The organism is Allocoleopsis franciscana PCC 7113, from assembly GCF_000317515.1.
GTDB lineage: Bacteria > Cyanobacteriota > Cyanobacteriia > Cyanobacteriales > Coleofasciculaceae > Allocoleopsis > Allocoleopsis franciscana.
Map to the genome: position 1 here is coordinate 357,198 of NC_019738.1, position 16,256 is coordinate 373,453.

Sequence of the window (16,256 nt, forward strand, 5' to 3'; positions counted from 1 at the left end):
AATCATTGCTCTCCCATTACCAATTACCAATTACCAATTACCAATTACCAATTACCAATTACCCAATTCCTAACAATTACACACTAATTTGCGGATGATTTAACTGATAGCCAGCATCTTTAATCTTCTGATTCTTAACCCTGGCATTATAGGGTCGAACACTCTTCAATGAACAATCCCAAATTACTTGAGGTAAATGGTGCCGTTCGCACACCCTATCCAGGAGTTCACGAGTAGTGAGATGGGCATCATCCACGAGATTATAAATACCCTGTAGTCGATTAGACCGAGCTAATTCGATCGCACCCACAATATCATCTAAATGCACCCAATTGGTGGCGTCATAACCATTCCCAGGACGGGTTGTACCCGCAACTCGCCTAAATATTTTCTCCAGTTCCCGCCCAGGGCCATAAATTCCTCCTAGTCGCAGGATACAAACCTTCAGGTTATCATTAGATGCCGAGAGTAAAACTTGCTCGGTTTGAGCGAGAGTTTGCCCATTCGCGTTAGCGGGTGCAACGGCTGAGGATTCATCCACCCACGCCCCGTCTCTATCCCCGTAAACCGCGTAACTTCCGGTATAGATTAGTTGTCGTACTGTCGGCGATTGATTGAGGACGGAGACTAAAGTTTGAGCGGTGTGCAGATATGTTTCTTCGTACACCTCAGCATTTTTAGCCCCAACACTCAACAGTACAATTTCTTGGTCTTGCAGTACCGATTGTAATCCGACTGGGTCATTCCCTTTCACGACGACAACGCGCTGAGCATAGTCTTCGAGAGTACTCACATTTTCCGGCTGGGTCGTTGTGGCGGTGACAAAAAAGCCTAACTCATGACGCCAGTAATCTGCGATCGCTTTTCCCACATAACCACAGCCAATGATAGCAACCTTCATGGCGAAGCTTGACCTCTCGTGTTATTTGGCTAACTCTGTTTCAATCGCAGCAATCAATTCTGGAGACTCTGGCGTCACACTGCTCTTAAAACGAGCGACGATTTCACCTTGCTTACTCACCAAGAATTTCTCGAAGTTCCAAGCCACGTCCCCAGATGGCTGTGCGGCTTGGGTAAGTCGAGTATAAAGGGGGTGTTGCTCAGAACCCTTGGCATGAACTTTATCCATTAATTCAAAGCTGACGCCGTAGGAAGTGGAACAAAATTGGGCAATTTCCGCATTACTTCCGGGTTCCTGCGCTCCAAAATCATTGCAGGGAAACCCCAAAATGCGTAACCCCGCGTCTTGATACTTTTGATTTAACTTTTCTAATCCCGCATACTGGGACGTGTAGCCACAGTAGGAAGCAACATTGACGATTAAGAGAACCTTTCCTGCATATTCTGATAGTGGCTTTTCCTTTGCGTCCATCGTCTTAACGACAATGTCAGACACTGTGCTGCTCATCTTGATCGGATTCCTGAGAGAGTGTGAATGATTGCTAATCGGGTATTCCAGACAGGGGTGGGCTTACCCTTGAAGTTATTAATCTTACCCTTAATTCGTCCCTTTGGGGTTTGTGATTCGAGTCTGGAATCCTCTTAGAATGATGCTTAAGCTTTCCAAAGGAGCGGTTGAGTTGCAGCGACGGTGTTTCACAAAGACTCAAAAACTTCTGATTTTGCGGCGTGCCGGTTACCAATGCCAACTATGTGGCACACCTTTAACGGCAGAAAATTTTGAGGCTGACCACAAAATCCCCTTTTCCCAAGGGGGCGCGACTGAAGTTTGGAACGCCTTGGCGCTATGTGCCAACTGCAACAGACGCAAATCCGACCAATTGATTGACTGAGGTGCGACTGTTTGAGGACAATGCTCGTGAACTGCTCGTGAATTGTCGTGCGGATGCGCGATCGCGAATTTCTCGAAGCCTACCGACTGGCTCAAGCTAGCCACATTATCAGCACGGTTGATTTGGCAATCGCAACAATGGCAAATGCGATCGAATACCCCGAAGTCGAGTCGATGATGCACTTTGAACAAGGGCAAGTTGAGGTTTTGAAGTTGCCCGTTCCAGGCGATTGCTATGTAGCCGGTCGAACCGTTGCCCAAATTGCTCAAGACCCTCGATTCCCAACCAGTTCCCTAATCATTGGCTACCAGTGTCATTCCTGCGCTAATTTGGAGATTCCCAACGGCAATACCGTCCTTGAAGCTGGCTCTACCATTCTGGTCGTCACCCGCCCTGAGCTAGTCCACGCCATGATTGATTATCTCGGCATTCAGGCTAGTCATCTTCCAACCGTAGAAGTTTCTCATCCAAATCTTTGATGAAGGGTTGAACCAAATCTTCTGGAACAATTCGTTTGCGGAGGGCATTGCTAACTGCCCCCTTTTCCGCTAAGAGCAATCGCCGTCGAATCGCATCTAGCCCACTACTATCGCTTTTCAATTGACCTGCCCGATGTTGATTGTAGAAATCGCGCAACACCCGCTCAGATTCGGCTACTCGTGCCTGGTAGGATGCCCACAATTCCTCATAAACGGCCTTCGGCAACACGCCGGATTTGAGCAAACTATCTAGCTCATCTTGAGCCGCTTTGGAGGCAATCAACTGAATCTGCAACTGTCCTGCTTCCTGCATCTCATCAGAAACACGACTAATCTGCAACCGTTTGACCAGCCAAGGTAAGCTTAATCCCTGTCCAACCAGCGAGAATAAAACAGCCCCAAAAACCAGCGCAATGATATTGTCCCGTCCTGGCAATGTGAGCGGAATACTCAGCGCCAGTGCCATCGAGAGCGAGCCTTTAATGTTTCCTAGAAACAGAACATGCTGCCAGCGAAGGGGAATCGGACGATCGAACCACCGCAGCCCTGCTAACAACAGATAGACCGAGAGAATCCGTCCCAGTTGATACGCCAAAATGACCAACAGAATAGATGGCAAAATTCTCCACAGTGTCACTGGGTTAATCTCAATGCCGATGAGCAGGAAAATAAACGTATTAACCCCAAAACCCGCATATTCCCAAAAGCTCAACAAGTTAATTCGATCCGAGGCAGACAGACTGCGAGAAAGCCCAAGATTGCCAAAAATCAGTCCGGCGATGACCACAGCAACTGCACCGGATACTCCTAGAAATTGCCCGATTTGGAATGTTCCTAATGCTAGGGCAACAGTTAGTAATAGACTACTCAAGGGGTCATTTAATCGAGCAAATATTGGCAGGCTTAAGTAACCTAAAATTCCTCCCACAAGTCCTCCACCCAAGGCGACTACGAGCAGTTCCTTCACTCCTTCCACAACGCTGAGAGAACCTGTGGCATAAATGACTAGAATCAAATTGAATGAGACTAGAGCCGCCGCATCATTGAATAGGGTTTCTCCTTCTACAATGGTGGTCAATCGGGAAGGGACACGGATTTCCTTAAAGACCGCGATCATCGAGACGGTATCGGTATTTGCCAGTATGACTCCAATCAGCAATGCGGGAATCCAGGGTAGCCCTAGGCCAAATTTAACTAGAACCGCGATAATTGCCGAGGAAAAAATAGAGCCTGGACCCGCTAAAAGTGCGATCGCCTTAAAGGTGCTACGGAGGCGGCTAATATCTGTATTAATTGCGGCTTCAAAAATCAGAATGGGTAGGAAAAGATTTAAGACTAAAGACGGGTCTAACCCAATTCGACGCGACAAAAGCTCTGTAATGGGTAAACCTGCCAGCACTAAACCCGTAACATAGGGAATTCGCAACCGCTGAGTGATAAGCGCAACTGCTGTTGCAATCATCAGCAAAATAATTAGGATAATGACCAGCTCAGGAATGCTTCCTGCTGTTTGGCTATCTGTAACAGGATTGCTGCCCAAGGGAGTTTGCTGCGCTACAATCCACTGCATAACCGATACTCCTCCCATAAACTCGCTTTCCTGAAAGAAATTGAGAGATTAGCTACCGTTTGAGTTTACAGGAGTCGGTTCCCTCTACTGAAGCTGTAACCACAATGTGTGTGCTTTGTTCAGATAAATGCCGATAAAGCTGAAACAGTCTCTCTTGGTTGGTTGGGCGATTTGTGCGATCGCCCTTGCCTCCTGTTCAGCTCAAACTACCTCACCAAGGCAACAACCTGATACAAAGCGTGAAACCTCACTCAGAGCAGTCACGTTAGATCAGACAAAAGTTGTGATGGGACAAACTGTATACGTCCCTGTTTACTCGCAGATTTATCACCACAATAGCCAGAATCAGGCCATGAATTTGTCAGCCACGCTTAGTATCCGAAATACGGATTTGACAAATTCGATTATCATCACGTCCGTGCGTTACTACGATACCGATGGGAAATTGATTAGGCAGGATATTAAGAGTCCAGTAGAACTCAAGCCACTTGCTTCCACAGATTTCTTTATTGCCGCAAATGATACCAGTGGAGGAGCGGGTGCAAACTTCATTGTGGAGTGGGTTGCTTTAAAAACGGTTTATGAGCCTGTGATTGAAGCCGTGATGATTAGCACATCGTCTAATCAGGGGATTTCGTTTATCAGTCCCGCTAAAGTTCTCAAGCAGCACGGTGTGCAGAAGTGATTTTAGGAGCTTGGGTTAATACATTTGTTCTAATATTTAGGAGTAAAATCTTGAATTAAGGTCAGATGCGATCGCGTAGAGGCAGGGTCAACCCACGCGAATTGAGCTAAAACAGAACATTTGTTCTAATTTAACACTGTCAAGCTATCGATGATGCCAGATTCTGACAACTACTTCCTCCAGTATCATTCGCTTGTCCTGAACCGCCTCCTCCAAGGGCAGACAGGACTCTATCCCCATCAGCAAGAGGCATTGTTAGCCATCTATCAGAAAGCTTGTCGAGGGGAGATGGATGCATCACCGCGAGAGGCGGCGCTGATTTTGGCGGGAGTGGGTACGGGAAAAACCCTGATTCAAGCCGTTACGCCTTTTATCCTTGCGCCTTGGATGAAAGGGAGAACGGCATTATTTTTGTCAGATAATTGTACGCTACGTGCCCGATTTTTAAAGGATTTTCCGACAGATTATAAGCACCGTCCTCGCTACGATGAATGGCTGCTATATCGCCTCAAGATTTTACCGCCAGGAGTGCCACCGCCCAAGATTGTCGAGTTAGATGCGAGCGATTTCAATAGTTATGCCTATTGCTTAAATGATGCAAATATGCTAGTAAGTAATCGGCAATTTTTGGTCAATCTCGTCAGTCGAGGAGATATTGAACCCGGTTCAATTGGAGTGATCATTACGGATGAAGCGCATTTCTCGGCAGCGATGAGTTATCGCACGATTAGTAATTATTTTGAGCAGTCGCTGCTCACTTATTTTACTGGGTCAAAATTCCGTTCTGACTCTCAACCCCTTCCTCACGTTCGCTATACCCAGGTGGAAGATGAAGATGCGTTGGGGCGCAGTGTCCTCAAATATGCTCCTGTTGCCGATTACGAGTTTACCCTTCAAGATGCTTGGAAGCTCAATCCGCCGCCGATTAAAAAGTTGATGTATAAGGAAGCGACTTCGACGGCCTTTCTGATTGAGGAGAATGGAGAAGAAATTGAATATAACTTTGAGGAATTTTTAAATAAAGCCGAGACAGATAAGCAGTGGTTTCGTCAGATTTTGTTCGCTGATTCTTTCTCAATGCCAGTGTTAGAAATGGCAGTAGAGATTTTAGTCAGGAAGCGCGAACACACGGGACAACCTCATGCCATGCTGGTGCGGGCGTTGAATATTCCCCATACCCATCGAGTTGCCAAGTTATTAGAAGAGAACTTTCCCATTTTACAGGGAAGAGTTGGCGTGATTCATTCTGAACATGAATCTTACGATTTAGCCGGCCGTCCGAGTTCAATTTTGTCCCGTTTTTATAGCGGTGACTATTGGGTGATTGTGCATTGCGGTTTAGTGGGGGTAGGGTTCGACCATCAATGGATTTCAGTTTCCTGCTGTTTATGTATTCTCAAAAGCATGTCCCCTGCGGAACAGGAATGGGGGAGGGCGTTGCGGCGAGTACCGGGAGAACCACCGGGATATTTTCCCCAGTTAACGCATCCCAATTGGGGCGTTGTTGTCACTCATTCGGCATTAGGGCTGAGGGAGTTATTTGAGAAGTTTCAGTTAGGAGTAACTTCGGATGTGATTCGAGAAGAAGTGGTGCGGGAACGGGTGCGTCCTCTGCTAACAACGGAGTATGAAGCGGGTGAAACCCTTCTCCATTTAAGTGACACTTCAACTGTTAAACCGGGGGATATGTTGCAGGTGCGTGTACCAGTGGTGGTGAGGGAAGAGGTTTCATCGAAGTTTTCCTTAGTTAAAGAACTTCGTTCTACGGGAAGTTTGTTGGAAGAGGTGAAGGGGAAGAGTCCCGTTGTGTCGGAGTCGGGGGGAAGTTACTGTGTGGATGAGGAAGACCTAACCCCCCCAACCCCCCTTCCCTACCAGGGAAGGGGGGAGCAAAAAGAAATGCTAGAGCCAGACTCCCCTCTCCTGCAAGGAGAGGGGTTGGGGGAGAGGTCAACACCTTGGCAGCAAGAAGTGAATGCCATTAGTGAAAAATTGACCCAAATTAGAAGCATCAGAACCTACGAAATTCAGGTGGAAGCGGTTCTGGATGATGGCACGGTGCAAATTACTCCCGCTTGGAGTGATTTTCCCAAGGGGGTGGGGGTGGATGTTAGTAAATCCAGGGAACCTAGAGAGGAAAGAACGGCTCATTTTCTCTCCCACATTGGGTTAGATTGGCAGGTTTTGGTGGGTGAGGAGCTAATTTCTTACCGAGACTATTCGCGGCGAGTGGTACTGCAAAAACGCGGGTTCGATTTGGATGATCAGGGTGAAATTGTTGTTGGGGGTGTACGGCTCAAGGATACGATGCCCCAAGCGGCTTATGAGCTGTTTCTGAAAGGATTAGAGACGGAGTTAGCTTCGGAAGTGGTAGAGGTGCCTCACCCGGAGGCTGTTGCTCGTCCGGATAAGGCGAAGATAGAAACTCAAGCTATTTATGGAGCGCAGGTTCGGAGTTTCATCAATGATTTGTTTAAAGGGAAGAATTTGATTCCAGATGGGACAAATGGTTGTTCGTTAGTTGAACGTCCAACCAAGTTGTTGGTTGAGGAAATGGAGCGAGTGAAAGCTAAGGGACATGAGCCGGATTTTAAGAGTAATTCGGCGTTGATTCATTCGGCAGTTTTTGGGTTTATTAAGGAGAAGACGGGGAGAAGTTGGTCAGAACATAGTTCGGAACAGCAGTATCAAGAGGCTTTGAAGTTGGCTCGTCAGTTTCTGTTGCGGCTTTCCGAACAGTTGCAATGGCGGCGACGGTAGATTGCCTAAACTTAACACGGCTGCTTCCTCAAGCTTTTCTGTAGACTGACCAAAGCGATCGCCTAATCCTATGCTAGGTTTTAGAAATTGAGCTGATAGTTCTGATGAACTACTGAGTTATGGTTTCTCAACTGGATTCGCCCAACCAAACAGAGGTCATCTACCCAGAAAGTGATGGACAGCCGATGGCAGATAATACCAAGCAGTTTCGCTGGATTGTAGTCATTGAGCAGAATTTGGATTGGATGTATGCAGATGACCCCAATGTTTTTGTTGCAGGGGACTTGTTTTGGTATCCAGTGGAAGGGCGTAACACGATCGTAAATGCTCCAGATGTCATGGTGGTGTTGGGCAGACCCAAGAGCGATTCCCTTCGGGATAGCTTCGCTTCACGCGGTTCTTACAAACAATGGGAAGAGGAAGGAATTGCACCGCAAGTGGTGTTTGAAATCCGTTCACCGAGTAATTCCCAAATAGAAATGGATAAGAAACTGTTGTTCTACGATCGCTATGGAGTTGAAGAGTATTACATCCCACATTCCGCACCCACAACTGTCACAAGAATGGCTGTGGCTGCTCTCATCGGTGGATTAGCTGAGCAACTCGCCGTTTAGCGAAGCAATAATACTTAAATCAAATAGGGGTGAGGATGGAGTGGGCTGTGATTCTCATTAATCATCGCTAATTGAGAAGAAGGAGAAACAAGTTTCCCACAACTGCCTGAACACTTCGCGACAATCCCCTGGTTGCTTCGCTGAACCAGGGGTAGCGGGGGAAGGATGGCACTGCGTTCCCCAATCACCCTCGACTGTGAGACTGGATGTATTCCTCAAGAATTTTAAGAGGTGCGCCACCAACAGAATTGTCTGCCTGATTTTAAAGAAGTTTGGACAGAGTATAAGCCATTGGGTTCTCACGCTCTGCAAGCCACTTTAAAGCGGGTAGATTTTGCATTTTCAAGGTTCTTCAAAGGGTTAGGAGGATATCCAAAACTCAAAGCTTATCGTCGCTATTCGGGCTGGACTTATCCTTGTAAGTCAGGCTGGAAAACTGAATCAAATGGTAAGAACGGGCATCTAAGTATTACTAATTTGGGTAGGATTCAGATGCGTGGACAGGCAAGGACGTGGGGAGTTCCTACTACTTGCACCATCATGTTCCGCAATGGGGCATGGTTTGCTTCCATCACTGTTCAGTGCAAAGAAATAGTTCGAGAAACAGAAACTGAGTCTGTTGGTATCGATTTGGGCTGTAAAGACGCTATTACTCTTTCGACTGGCGAGAAAATAGCCAAACCAGACTTTATCAAAGAAGGGCAGCGTCGAGTTAAAGCAGCATCTAAGAAATTACGCAGAAAGCGTTCGCCTAACTTCAAAAAGAAGATCAAAGCCTCGCGACGATGGAAGCGTGAACGCTCCTATGTTTCGCAATTACAGCGAAAAGTAACCCGCCAAAGAGAAGACTGGTTACATAAAACAACCAGCAACATAGTTAGCGGTAATAGCCTAGTTGCTGGTGAAAAGTTAAATGTTAAAGGGATGACAGCCAAGGCTAAGAAGGGTAAACGGAAAGCTCAAAAATCAGGGCTTAATCGTTCCATTCTTGATGTTGGCTTTGGAATGATTGGACAAATGCTTGAGTATAAATTAGCTGAGGCTGGAGGTTTCTATGTAGAGTCTCCCACCCAAACACTTAAACCTACTCAAAGGTGTGCAAACGGAACCTTTAAATCAGTTGACGCATTGCAGTCTCTCTATGATGGCAAAGGCATCACCCCTGACAAGGAGATAATTACCTACTGTGCGGTTGGGGCGCGAGCGGGGCATATCTGGTTTGTCTTGAAGTATTTACTGGGTTATCCCAATGTTCGGAACTACGATGGGTCGTGGAATGAGTGGAGTAGGCTCCCCGATATGGCGATCAAGAAATAAACAGGACTTACGCAACTGTTTGACGACCGTAGCAAGAGTTAGATGGTGGAGGCTACCTCAGTTTACTAAAAAACTGGGTTTAAAGCCCCGTCCTTGCCTACGAGGATTTGCAGGTGAGAAACATGGTAAAAAATCACAAGTTTGCCAAAAGCATTAGTGATGCGGCCTGGATGGGTTTTGGGAAAGAAACAGGCAAAGGCAATGGCAGATCGATTGTTACCTATCTTCATAATTAACCAAATAATTAACCTAACTCACCTACTGGGAGTGTCTGAGTGCAAATGTTGGTTACAAAAGACGTAATCTTCACCTTTTTCACACAAAGATGTGTTGATATGACGTTGGTTAATACAAGCTTGATGTCCAAAATGAATCAACAACAAATTATCGGGGTGACTCTGGTAGGATTGGCAACTAGTATTCCCTTGGGGATACTTAGCAGTAATCTGGCTCAAGCGCAAACGGCTATTGACTTAGCAACATTACAGAGTAGCGCACTGTCGAAGCACAATACCTATCGAGCTACTCATCACACTCCTGAGCTGACGAAAAGTGACTCTCTCAACAGTAGCGCTCAAGATTGGGCAAATCAGATAGCTTCTAGTGGAGATTTTGCACACAGTTCTACTAGTAATGGAGAAAACATATACGCTACCTACACTACAGCGTCTTCAATTCCCGGAGATACCCTTGCTAATAATGCGGTTCAGTCCTGGTACAGCGAAGTTTCAAAATATGACTATGCCAATCCAGGGTTTTCTTCCGGTACAGGGCATTTTACCCAGGTGGTGTGGAAGAGTAGTACCGAAGTCGGCTGTGGTGCTGCCAAGGGTACGAAAACAATGAATGGTAAGCTATATAACGCTTTCTATGTGGTTTGCCAGTACGCACCCGCAGGTAATGTACAAGGAAAGTTTCCGGATAACGTGTTGAAGCCATAATTGCCATTCAACTCGTGCTTGAAACGTAATTAAAAAACCTCCCCCCAAGCGGCGAAGCGCAGCAGCGCGATTCATTCAAACGGTAGATCAATCATCGAATACAGGTGAGAGGCTCTCAATAGCTCCCGGTTGCTGCTGAGCGACCGGGTGTTTTTTCATAAAATGCACCCGTGCGGAGCTATCCCTTGGGGTACGAGATATCTCAGTTAGGCTCGACTAAATCTCCAAACCAACAATCGTGAATTCGGGGGGATGCTCGATCGCAAACTGATAGTACAGCTCTTGCCCAGATAGAGGCGGTAATGTGAGCGACCATTCCACCATACCCATCTCACCCGCCTCAATCTCCGGATTGGAGAGCGTCAGACGGACTTTCACTTGCTCATTACGACTGACGGGCAACTGTTCTGTGAGTTTCAGCTTCGCTTCACACTCCCGGAAGTTGGTAATCACCAGTCGATAAGCATAGGTACGATGCCGCAGGTTACCTATCAACTTCGGGTCTATTTGATGTTCAACCAAATCCCGTTGAATTACAATTCCTTCATCACTCCCTAAGTTGAGCTTGAATTCTTGTCCGGGAGCAATGTTATCTAGCTGTGTTGTTCCTACAAAGGTCTTATCCAAGAAGATATTGACTTTGCCCGCTAATAACATCACTCCAGCCAGGGGATTGGTAATCGTGGCCTGGAGATAAGCTAAAGGGGTGACGCGAGGCAGAGCCATGTACTCAGCGCGGCAGGGGAAATCTTCATTAAAAATCGTCGTTTTATGAGGAACGCCATCACTAGGGATATAACTAGCGCTGTTGAGTCGATAGGTAATACTCCCTCCGGGTTTGGAGACATCTGGGGCTGCTGTTTGAGTCAAACCATACTCATATCCAGCCTTCATCATCGCTTCCGCTGAAGGTGTCGTCCCAGCAAACGGCATGGTAGCCGCTAGAGTCCGAGATGGCAGAGTAGCGGGTTCTGATAGGGTGGGTGTTCTGAACTGATTGGGCTGTTGTACGTCGATATACCAGGGGGTCAGCTTGACAGGTACGGTGCCGATTCCGGGCTTAGCGGTAGATAGAGTCAACGCTACACCCTGCCAATCTTCACCTGTACTTTGTTTAATTTCGGCGAGGTAACTGATATTAATTTTTTCATGGCTTGAACCCAAGCGCATGTCATAAAGGGCTGTCCAGCTTGCTTTATAGACAATGTAGGATATCTCTAGCTCCAATTCACCCACTGCCGAGGGTTCAAGCGTAATCATGACGTTGAAGCTTTCTGGAGGCTGAGTGCCTGACAACTGTTGAAGCTGCTGCCGCAGAGATTGCAGCTTTGAGTCTAGCTGTTTTTGTTCCTTTTCTTGTTGGGCGATCGCATCAGATAACTCATGGTACTGCTGCCCGACAAAATCCATTAATTCCCGGATTTGACTCAGGTTCATCTGTTCCGGGTCTTCAAACCTCGTTAAGCGCTCCAGGTACTGACTACTCAAACTTTTGACAAAGTTGCGTTGCAGATTAAGTAGTGTCAGCCCGTCTTGCACGGGGCGCTTTTGCTCCTCAATTTGCCCAATTTCTTGATTGAGCTGTGCAATTTTTTGTGCCACTTTCTCTGTTGCACAGGTGCGTTCGGTTCGGACTCCCAACAAGCGCACCCTTAAGGCACCGCTATTCCTCACCCGTATTGACTCACTCAAAAGCGTTACTGGCAGTTGGGCAATCACCAGTTCATGTTCGTCACCAGTGAGCTGCACGACTCCTCGACGAGTCACCAGCGCTTGGTTACTGTACACTGTAACCTCACAAATTCGGGTGTCTACCGTTTTATTCATCAGTTCTTTTTTCTTTGCCCTTCGTCATTCGTTATCAATTGTTAGTCCAAAGCAAAGTTGACAGTTTGCAAGCAAAGCAAGTTGTCAGGTTGATACGTTCTTACTTTCAACCTTCAACTTTCAACCCTTTAATCAATGACCCATCCGGTTTACTTAGCTTTTCAGGGGTTGAACTTCAGCTAAATCTAGAATTTTGGGAATCAAATCTTCCCGCTTGATCGCCATCATGTGAACACCCTGACAAAGTTGCCGTGCGAGCTGGACTTGCTCTGCCGCAATTTTCACTCCTTCCTGTAAGGGTTCATCTGCCCCTGCCAATCGGTCAATGATGGTTTCGGGAATGTGAACACCTGGGACATATTTATTGATAAATTGGGCATTTTTAGCCGACTTGAGCAGAAATATCCCCGCTAAAATTGGCTTATTGGTGCCAGCGGCAATCTCGTTCATAAACTTTTCCAGTCGCTCAAAATCAGTAATTAATTGGCTCTGGAAAAACTGTGCACCCGCTTCTAGTTTACGCTCAAAACGGCGTTGTAATCCAGACCAACTTTTGAGCTGGGGGTCAACGGCAGCACCTGTAAATAAATCGGTAACACCATCGGTTAGAGGCTTGTCATTGGCATCAAAACCACTATTGAGCTTGCCAATGAGCTTCAATAAACGCACGGATTCCAAATCAAAGACCCCTTTCGCATCGGGATGGTCACCGGCTTTGAGAGGGTCACCTGTGAGGGCAAGGATATTGCGAATCCCCAGGGCATGGGCACCCATGAGGTCAGCTTGGAGGGCGAGACGGTTGCGATCGCGACAGGCCATCTGACAAATCGGCTCAATTCCATGCTGCAACAAAATGACGGAAGCGGCGACAGAACTCATCCTAAGTACAGCCCGACTGCCATCGGTAATATTAACGGCATGAACCCTACCTTTGAGGGCTTGAGCCATTTTAATCATGTGAGAGGGGTCACCGCCTTTGGGGGGTGCCACCTCGGCGGTAATTAAAAATTCACCGGATTGAGCCGCCGTCCGAAACTGGCTTTGAGTAGAGACAGGACTGTGGGAGTTGCTCTCAACCAGCATCGCCTCTATGTCCGTCCGAAATGTTGTCTGTTGAAGGGAATCGCTCATCATCAATTGCGCTTACTTACGAGTATCACCTGTATCCGACTTCTGTCCAATCTGCCCAAGGGATGAATGGCGAGAAGCCGCTCTTTAGGGAGGGAATTCTGCTGGAGTAGACGGCAAAAACCGTATGCTCAATGTCGTACTCAACCCCAATCCGACCTGAGTTTTCACTCACGATTTAGGATTGGAGGATAATCTATCAAAGTGGCATTGAATAGCCCATAGCAGCCTTCACCCTTAATAAGGTTGCGTTAGCGATCGCTTCGGCTTTCTCTCTCCCTTCTCGCAGCACAGACTCCAGATAACTCTTATCGTCCATCACGGCTTGATACTTCTGTTGAATCGGTGTAAGCGCTTCAATCGTCGCCTCCGTCAGTAATGGTTTGAACTGACCCCAACCCATATCTTGACATTGAGCTGCTACTTCTTCTTTGGTTTTCTGTGCAAGCAGCATATATAAAGTCAGCAAATTATTACACTCCGGACGTTCTGGATTGTCAAATTCTAGACCTTTAATTGGGTCTGTTTTACACCGTTTAATTTTCTTGGTGATTTCGTCCGGGGAATCGAGCAAATTAATTCGACTCAAGTCCGAAGGGTCTGATTTGGACATTTTCTTGGTGCCATCGGTCAAACTCATTACCCGTGCCCCTTCCTTACGAATCAGGGGATCGGGTAGCTTGAGAATGGGTTTTTCTGGATGACCAAATTGGTGGTTGATCCGAACGGCAATGTCGCGGGTTAATTCAAGATGTTGCTTTTGGTCTTCTCCCACCGGGACTTTATCCGCATCGTAGAGTAGAATATCGGCTGCCATGAGTACGGGATAGTCCATTAAGCCTGTATTCACATTTTCCCCTTGCCTGACCGCCTTTTCCTTAAACTGGATCATATCGGTTAGCCAGTTGATGGGCGTGATGCAGTTAAACAGCCAAGTCAGTTCGCTGTGGGCGGAGATATGAGATTGAATAAAAATACTGGAATCTTGTAAATCAATCCCACAGGCTAAGTAGAGAGCAGCAATTTTGTAGGTATTCGATGCCAGTGTCGTGGGATCGTAGGGCGCGGTAATGGCGTGTAAATCGACCACACAGAAGAAATTTTCGTACTGGCTTTGACCTTCTACCCAATTGCGAATTGCTCCCAAATAGTTACCCAGGTGAAGATTGCCAGTTGGTTGAACCCCAGAGAGAACACGCTGCTTACCCATTGATTTCGCTTAAATACTCGTACAGAAACGGCTTGAAAAATACTACAAGCGTTCTTAGTGTGTAACAGTTCTATCAATTTTGCCACTCCGGGAGTCTCTATGGGTTGTAGTTTGCGATTTCGCTTAAGTTCAGTCGGCTCGGTAAGATAATGAGAGAAATTACCTAGCATATTTGATTGGACTCAGTCATGGCTCAAATTCAGTTTTCTAGAGGGATTGACGAAGAAGTTATCCCTGACGTGCGTCTGACCCGCTCTCGCGATGGTAGTAATGGGACTGCCACATTTATTTTTGAAAATCCCAAAGCTCTCGACAGCAATAGTACAGAAGAAATCACTGGGATGTATTTGATTGATGAAGAGGGTGAGATTGTCACGAGAGAGGTTAAGGGCAAATTTGTCAATGGTCAGCCAACTGCATTAGAAGCCTTTGTTCTGATCAAATCCCAAGACGAGTGGGATCGTTTCATGCGTTTTATGGAACGATATGCCCAAGAGCATGGTCTTGGATTTACTCAAGCAACATAAATAGAGGCTTCCTTCAGGTACACTTTTCTCGCGACCTGAAGGATTGCTGTTTTTAGTCTATGGCTCAACAACCTCACCCCGATTCTGCCCTAATGACAGTGCAGTGTGCTGTCATTACCGTTAGTGATACGCGATCGCCTGAAACGGATAAAAGTGGTCAGCTAATTCAACAATTACTCTTGGATGCGGGTCACTCTATTCGTTTTTACACAATTCTCAAGGATGAACCTCAAGAAATTCAGTCCCAGTTGAAGACGCTGGGAGAACAGTCAGATGTTGATGCGGTGATTTTGAACGGGGGTACTGGTATTGCACCGCGAGATACCACTTATGATGCTTTGGAGAAATTACTGGAAAAGACGTTGCCTGGATTTGGGGAAGTGTTTCGGTTCTTAAGTTACCAGGAAATTGGCTCACGCGCGATCGCTTCACGCGCTATTGCAGGTGTTTATCAAACTAAGCTGATTTTCTCGATTCCTGGCTCAACGGGTGCGGTTAAACTTGCCCTGCAACAGCTTATTTTGCCAGAACTTATGCATCTAGTCACTCAACTGAAGGGTGGTGTTTAAAATATTGATCGTTGTTGGTTTGGGCCTCCTATTTTTTAACGCAGAGATCGCAGAGGTTAGCGCGGAGTGACGCAGAGGTTTTGGAGGTGTTGGTTGGTTTGTTGCGATGCATCTGAGTCATGAGATGTCTGGCTAACGTGGAGTATTTGGCATTAACATCTGGGGTTCAACGGCCTCGACATGGGGTATCGATTCTAGCCGAGAAATCCCCCTAAGGGCTTCTAGGAGGCTGCCGGAGGGGGTACGTAACCAAGCGGCATTTGGGGCGTAGGAGAGGCTCTGAGCGACTTCGTAGCCCGCATTTTGGATTGCCTCGCGCTGTGTGTCCACTTCTACCCCTTGTGCAAAGCGGATGAAAACCAATCCTGTGGGAACGGCGAAGGAACCACCGGGTTGTAGTGTATAAATTGGCCCTACTGTGCCTGTGGTGGTAGCCAACCCAAGGGCATTTTCGGGTTCGTCCGGTTCGCCAGGAAAAATGGCGATCGCACCCTCATTCAGTTGTAAAATCGCTCCGGGAGCTACTGTGCCCGGTTGCTTGTAGTGTACAGCGTAGTACCCTGATTGACGACTGTATAAGGCAGCAAACGGATGGGTACTAGAGCGAATTTGCTGGGGATACTCGGAAAAAGAGTTTTTCTGGAATCTCACTTCAGCCATCACAGGGGGACTGTAGATCTGCAAAGGTTCTGCTATCAGAAATAACTCAATTGGAAAATAAATCATCTTCCTTAAGTGGTATCTATCTATTCTGGAAACACGGCTTCAAGACTTGTATCAACTGACAGATACGAGGAGTTAGGTACTGTCCAAATCAATCCATTATGAATGACCCA

At 46.8% G+C, this 16,256-nt stretch carries 15 protein-coding genes and 3 pseudogenes; 10 read left to right on the forward strand and 8 right to left on the reverse strand.

From position 1 onward, the window contains the following. Nucleotides 1-76: 76 nt before the first annotated feature. A complete protein-coding gene (locus MIC7113_RS01500) occupies nucleotides 77-901 on the reverse strand; it encodes an SDR family oxidoreductase (RefSeq protein ID WP_015180408.1) in 825 nt (274 codons plus the stop codon). Between the two features lie 21 nt (nucleotides 902-922). Beyond that, nucleotides 923-1,408: a glutathione peroxidase gene (locus MIC7113_RS01505; protein WP_015180409.1), complete on the reverse strand. Its 486-nt coding sequence runs from the start codon at nucleotides 1,406-1,408 to the stop codon at nucleotides 923-925. Between the two features lie 139 nt (nucleotides 1,409-1,547). On the opposite strand from MIC7113_RS01505, the gene MIC7113_RS32935 reads away from it, so the two are divergent. Both MIC7113_RS32935 and MIC7113_RS01515 read left to right on the forward strand, forming a co-directional pair. Next, nucleotides 1,548-1,793, forward strand: a complete 246-nt coding sequence (locus MIC7113_RS32935; protein ID WP_051055523.1) for an HNH endonuclease — start codon at nucleotides 1,548-1,550, stop codon at nucleotides 1,791-1,793. A gap of 41 nt (nucleotides 1,794-1,834) precedes the next feature. Continuing rightward, nucleotides 1,835-2,272, forward strand: a pseudogene (locus MIC7113_RS01515) (TrkA C-terminal domain-containing protein); the annotation flags it as partial. Here the strand turns inward: MIC7113_RS01515 and MIC7113_RS01520 are convergent. Beyond that, nucleotides 2,229-3,842, reverse strand: coding sequence for a cation:proton antiporter (locus MIC7113_RS01520; RefSeq protein WP_041779848.1), 1,614 nt, complete (start codon nucleotides 3,840-3,842; stop codon nucleotides 2,229-2,231). The pseudogene MIC7113_RS01515 and the gene MIC7113_RS01520 sit on opposite strands and share 44 nt — an antisense overlap. A gap of 127 nt (nucleotides 3,843-3,969) precedes the next feature. Here MIC7113_RS01520 and MIC7113_RS01525 point away from each other — a divergent pair, with 127 nt between their 5' ends. From MIC7113_RS01525 to MIC7113_RS01545, 6 genes and pseudogenes are all read left to right on the forward strand, one after another. Beyond that, a complete protein-coding gene (locus MIC7113_RS01525) occupies nucleotides 3,970-4,527 on the forward strand; it encodes a DUF3124 domain-containing protein (protein ID WP_015180411.1) in 558 nt (185 codons plus the stop codon). Between the two features lie 150 nt (nucleotides 4,528-4,677). Beyond that, on the forward strand, nucleotides 4,678-7,287 hold the full coding sequence (locus MIC7113_RS01530; protein WP_015180412.1) for a DEAD/DEAH box helicase: 2,610 nt from the start codon (nucleotides 4,678-4,680) through the stop codon (nucleotides 7,285-7,287). 119 nt (nucleotides 7,288-7,406) lie between these two features. After that, nucleotides 7,407-7,820: pseudogene (locus MIC7113_RS01535) on the forward strand (Uma2 family endonuclease); the annotation flags it as partial. 312 nt (nucleotides 7,821-8,132) lie between these two features. Next, nucleotides 8,133-9,002: pseudogene (locus MIC7113_RS01540) on the forward strand (RNA-guided endonuclease InsQ/TnpB family protein); the annotation flags it as partial. Nucleotides 9,003-9,029: 27 nt separating this feature from the next. Continuing rightward, a complete protein-coding gene (locus MIC7113_RS37875; RefSeq protein WP_226883659.1) occupies nucleotides 9,030-9,218 on the forward strand; it encodes a sulfurtransferase in 189 nt (62 codons plus the stop codon). A gap of 359 nt (nucleotides 9,219-9,577) precedes the next feature. Continuing rightward, nucleotides 9,578-10,159, forward strand: coding sequence for a CAP family protein (locus tag MIC7113_RS01545; protein WP_226883580.1), 582 nt, complete (start codon nucleotides 9,578-9,580; stop codon nucleotides 10,157-10,159). Between the two features lie 216 nt (nucleotides 10,160-10,375). Here the strand turns inward: MIC7113_RS01545 and MIC7113_RS01550 are convergent, their stop codons facing one another. The 4 genes from MIC7113_RS01550 to trpS form a co-directional block, all read right to left on the reverse strand. Beyond that, entirely contained in the window at nucleotides 10,376-11,986 is a 1,611-nt protein-coding gene (locus MIC7113_RS01550) for a mucoidy inhibitor MuiA family protein (protein ID WP_015180415.1), read from the reverse strand. A gap of 153 nt (nucleotides 11,987-12,139) precedes the next feature. Beyond that, nucleotides 12,140-13,069: a methylenetetrahydrofolate reductase gene (locus MIC7113_RS01555; RefSeq protein ID WP_041779849.1), complete on the reverse strand. Its 930-nt coding sequence runs from the start codon at nucleotides 13,067-13,069 to the stop codon at nucleotides 12,140-12,142. A 73-nt stretch (nucleotides 13,070-13,142) separates the two neighbouring features. Then, nucleotides 13,143-13,289 carry a hypothetical protein gene (locus MIC7113_RS35800; RefSeq protein WP_155897899.1) on the reverse strand — a complete coding sequence of 49 codons (147 nt, stop codon included), beginning with the start codon at nucleotides 13,287-13,289 and terminating at the stop codon, nucleotides 13,143-13,145. A gap of 24 nt (nucleotides 13,290-13,313) precedes the next feature. Then, nucleotides 13,314-14,324 (reverse strand): tryptophan--tRNA ligase, encoded by a 1,011-nt coding sequence (gene trpS / locus MIC7113_RS01560; RefSeq protein WP_015180417.1) that lies wholly within the window; start codon nucleotides 14,322-14,324, stop codon nucleotides 13,314-13,316. Nucleotides 14,325-14,512: 188 nt separating this feature from the next. On the opposite strand from trpS, the gene psb28 reads away from it, so the two are divergent. Beyond that, a complete protein-coding gene (psb28, locus tag MIC7113_RS01565; RefSeq protein ID WP_015180418.1) occupies nucleotides 14,513-14,851 on the forward strand; it encodes a photosystem II reaction center protein Psb28 in 339 nt (112 codons plus the stop codon). A 59-nt stretch (nucleotides 14,852-14,910) separates the two neighbouring features. Further along, complete coding sequence (locus MIC7113_RS01570; RefSeq protein WP_015180419.1) at nucleotides 14,911-15,420, forward strand: MogA/MoaB family molybdenum cofactor biosynthesis protein; 510 nt, start codon at nucleotides 14,911-14,913, stop codon at nucleotides 15,418-15,420. 132 nt (nucleotides 15,421-15,552) lie between these two features. On the opposite strand, the gene MIC7113_RS01575 is transcribed toward MIC7113_RS01570, so the two are convergent. Continuing rightward, the gene (locus MIC7113_RS01575) at nucleotides 15,553-16,146 is read right to left on the reverse strand and encodes a hypothetical protein (protein ID WP_015180420.1); all 594 of its coding nucleotides are present in this window, start codon (nucleotides 16,144-16,146) and stop codon (nucleotides 15,553-15,555) included. Between the last annotated feature and the right edge of the window lie 110 nt (nucleotides 16,147-16,256).

Excerpts from the sequence above, each read along its gene's own strand:
- MIC7113_RS01500 (WP_015180408.1), bottom strand. The coding sequence starts at position 901 with ATGAAGGTTGCTATCATTGGCTGTGGTTATGTGGGAAAAGCGATCGCA.
- MIC7113_RS01505 (WP_015180409.1), bottom strand. The coding sequence starts at position 1,408 with ATGAGCAGCACAGTGTCTGACATTGTCGTTAAGACGATGGACGCAAAG.
- MIC7113_RS32935 (WP_051055523.1), top strand. The coding sequence starts at position 1,548 with ATGATGCTTAAGCTTTCCAAAGGAGCGGTTGAGTTGCAGCGACGGTGT.
- MIC7113_RS01520 (WP_041779848.1), bottom strand. The coding sequence starts at position 3,842 with ATGCAGTGGATTGTAGCGCAGCAAACTCCCTTGGGCAGCAATCCTGTT.
- MIC7113_RS01525 (WP_015180411.1), top strand. The coding sequence starts at position 3,970 with ATGCCGATAAAGCTGAAACAGTCTCTCTTGGTTGGTTGGGCGATTTGT.
- MIC7113_RS01530 (WP_015180412.1), top strand. The coding sequence starts at position 4,678 with ATGATGCCAGATTCTGACAACTACTTCCTCCAGTATCATTCGCTTGTC.
- MIC7113_RS01545 (WP_226883580.1), top strand. The coding sequence starts at position 9,578 with ATGTCCAAAATGAATCAACAACAAATTATCGGGGTGACTCTGGTAGGA.
- MIC7113_RS01550 (WP_015180415.1), bottom strand. The coding sequence starts at position 11,986 with ATGAATAAAACGGTAGACACCCGAATTTGTGAGGTTACAGTGTACAGT.
- MIC7113_RS01555 (WP_041779849.1), bottom strand. The coding sequence starts at position 13,069 with ATGCTGGTTGAGAGCAACTCCCACAGTCCTGTCTCTACTCAAAGCCAG.
- trpS (WP_015180417.1), bottom strand. The coding sequence starts at position 14,324 with ATGGGTAAGCAGCGTGTTCTCTCTGGGGTTCAACCAACTGGCAATCTT.
- psb28 (WP_015180418.1), top strand. The coding sequence starts at position 14,513 with ATGGCTCAAATTCAGTTTTCTAGAGGGATTGACGAAGAAGTTATCCCT.
- MIC7113_RS01570 (WP_015180419.1), top strand. The coding sequence starts at position 14,911 with ATGGCTCAACAACCTCACCCCGATTCTGCCCTAATGACAGTGCAGTGT.
- MIC7113_RS01575 (WP_015180420.1), bottom strand. The coding sequence starts at position 16,146 with ATGATTTATTTTCCAATTGAGTTATTTCTGATAGCAGAACCTTTGCAG.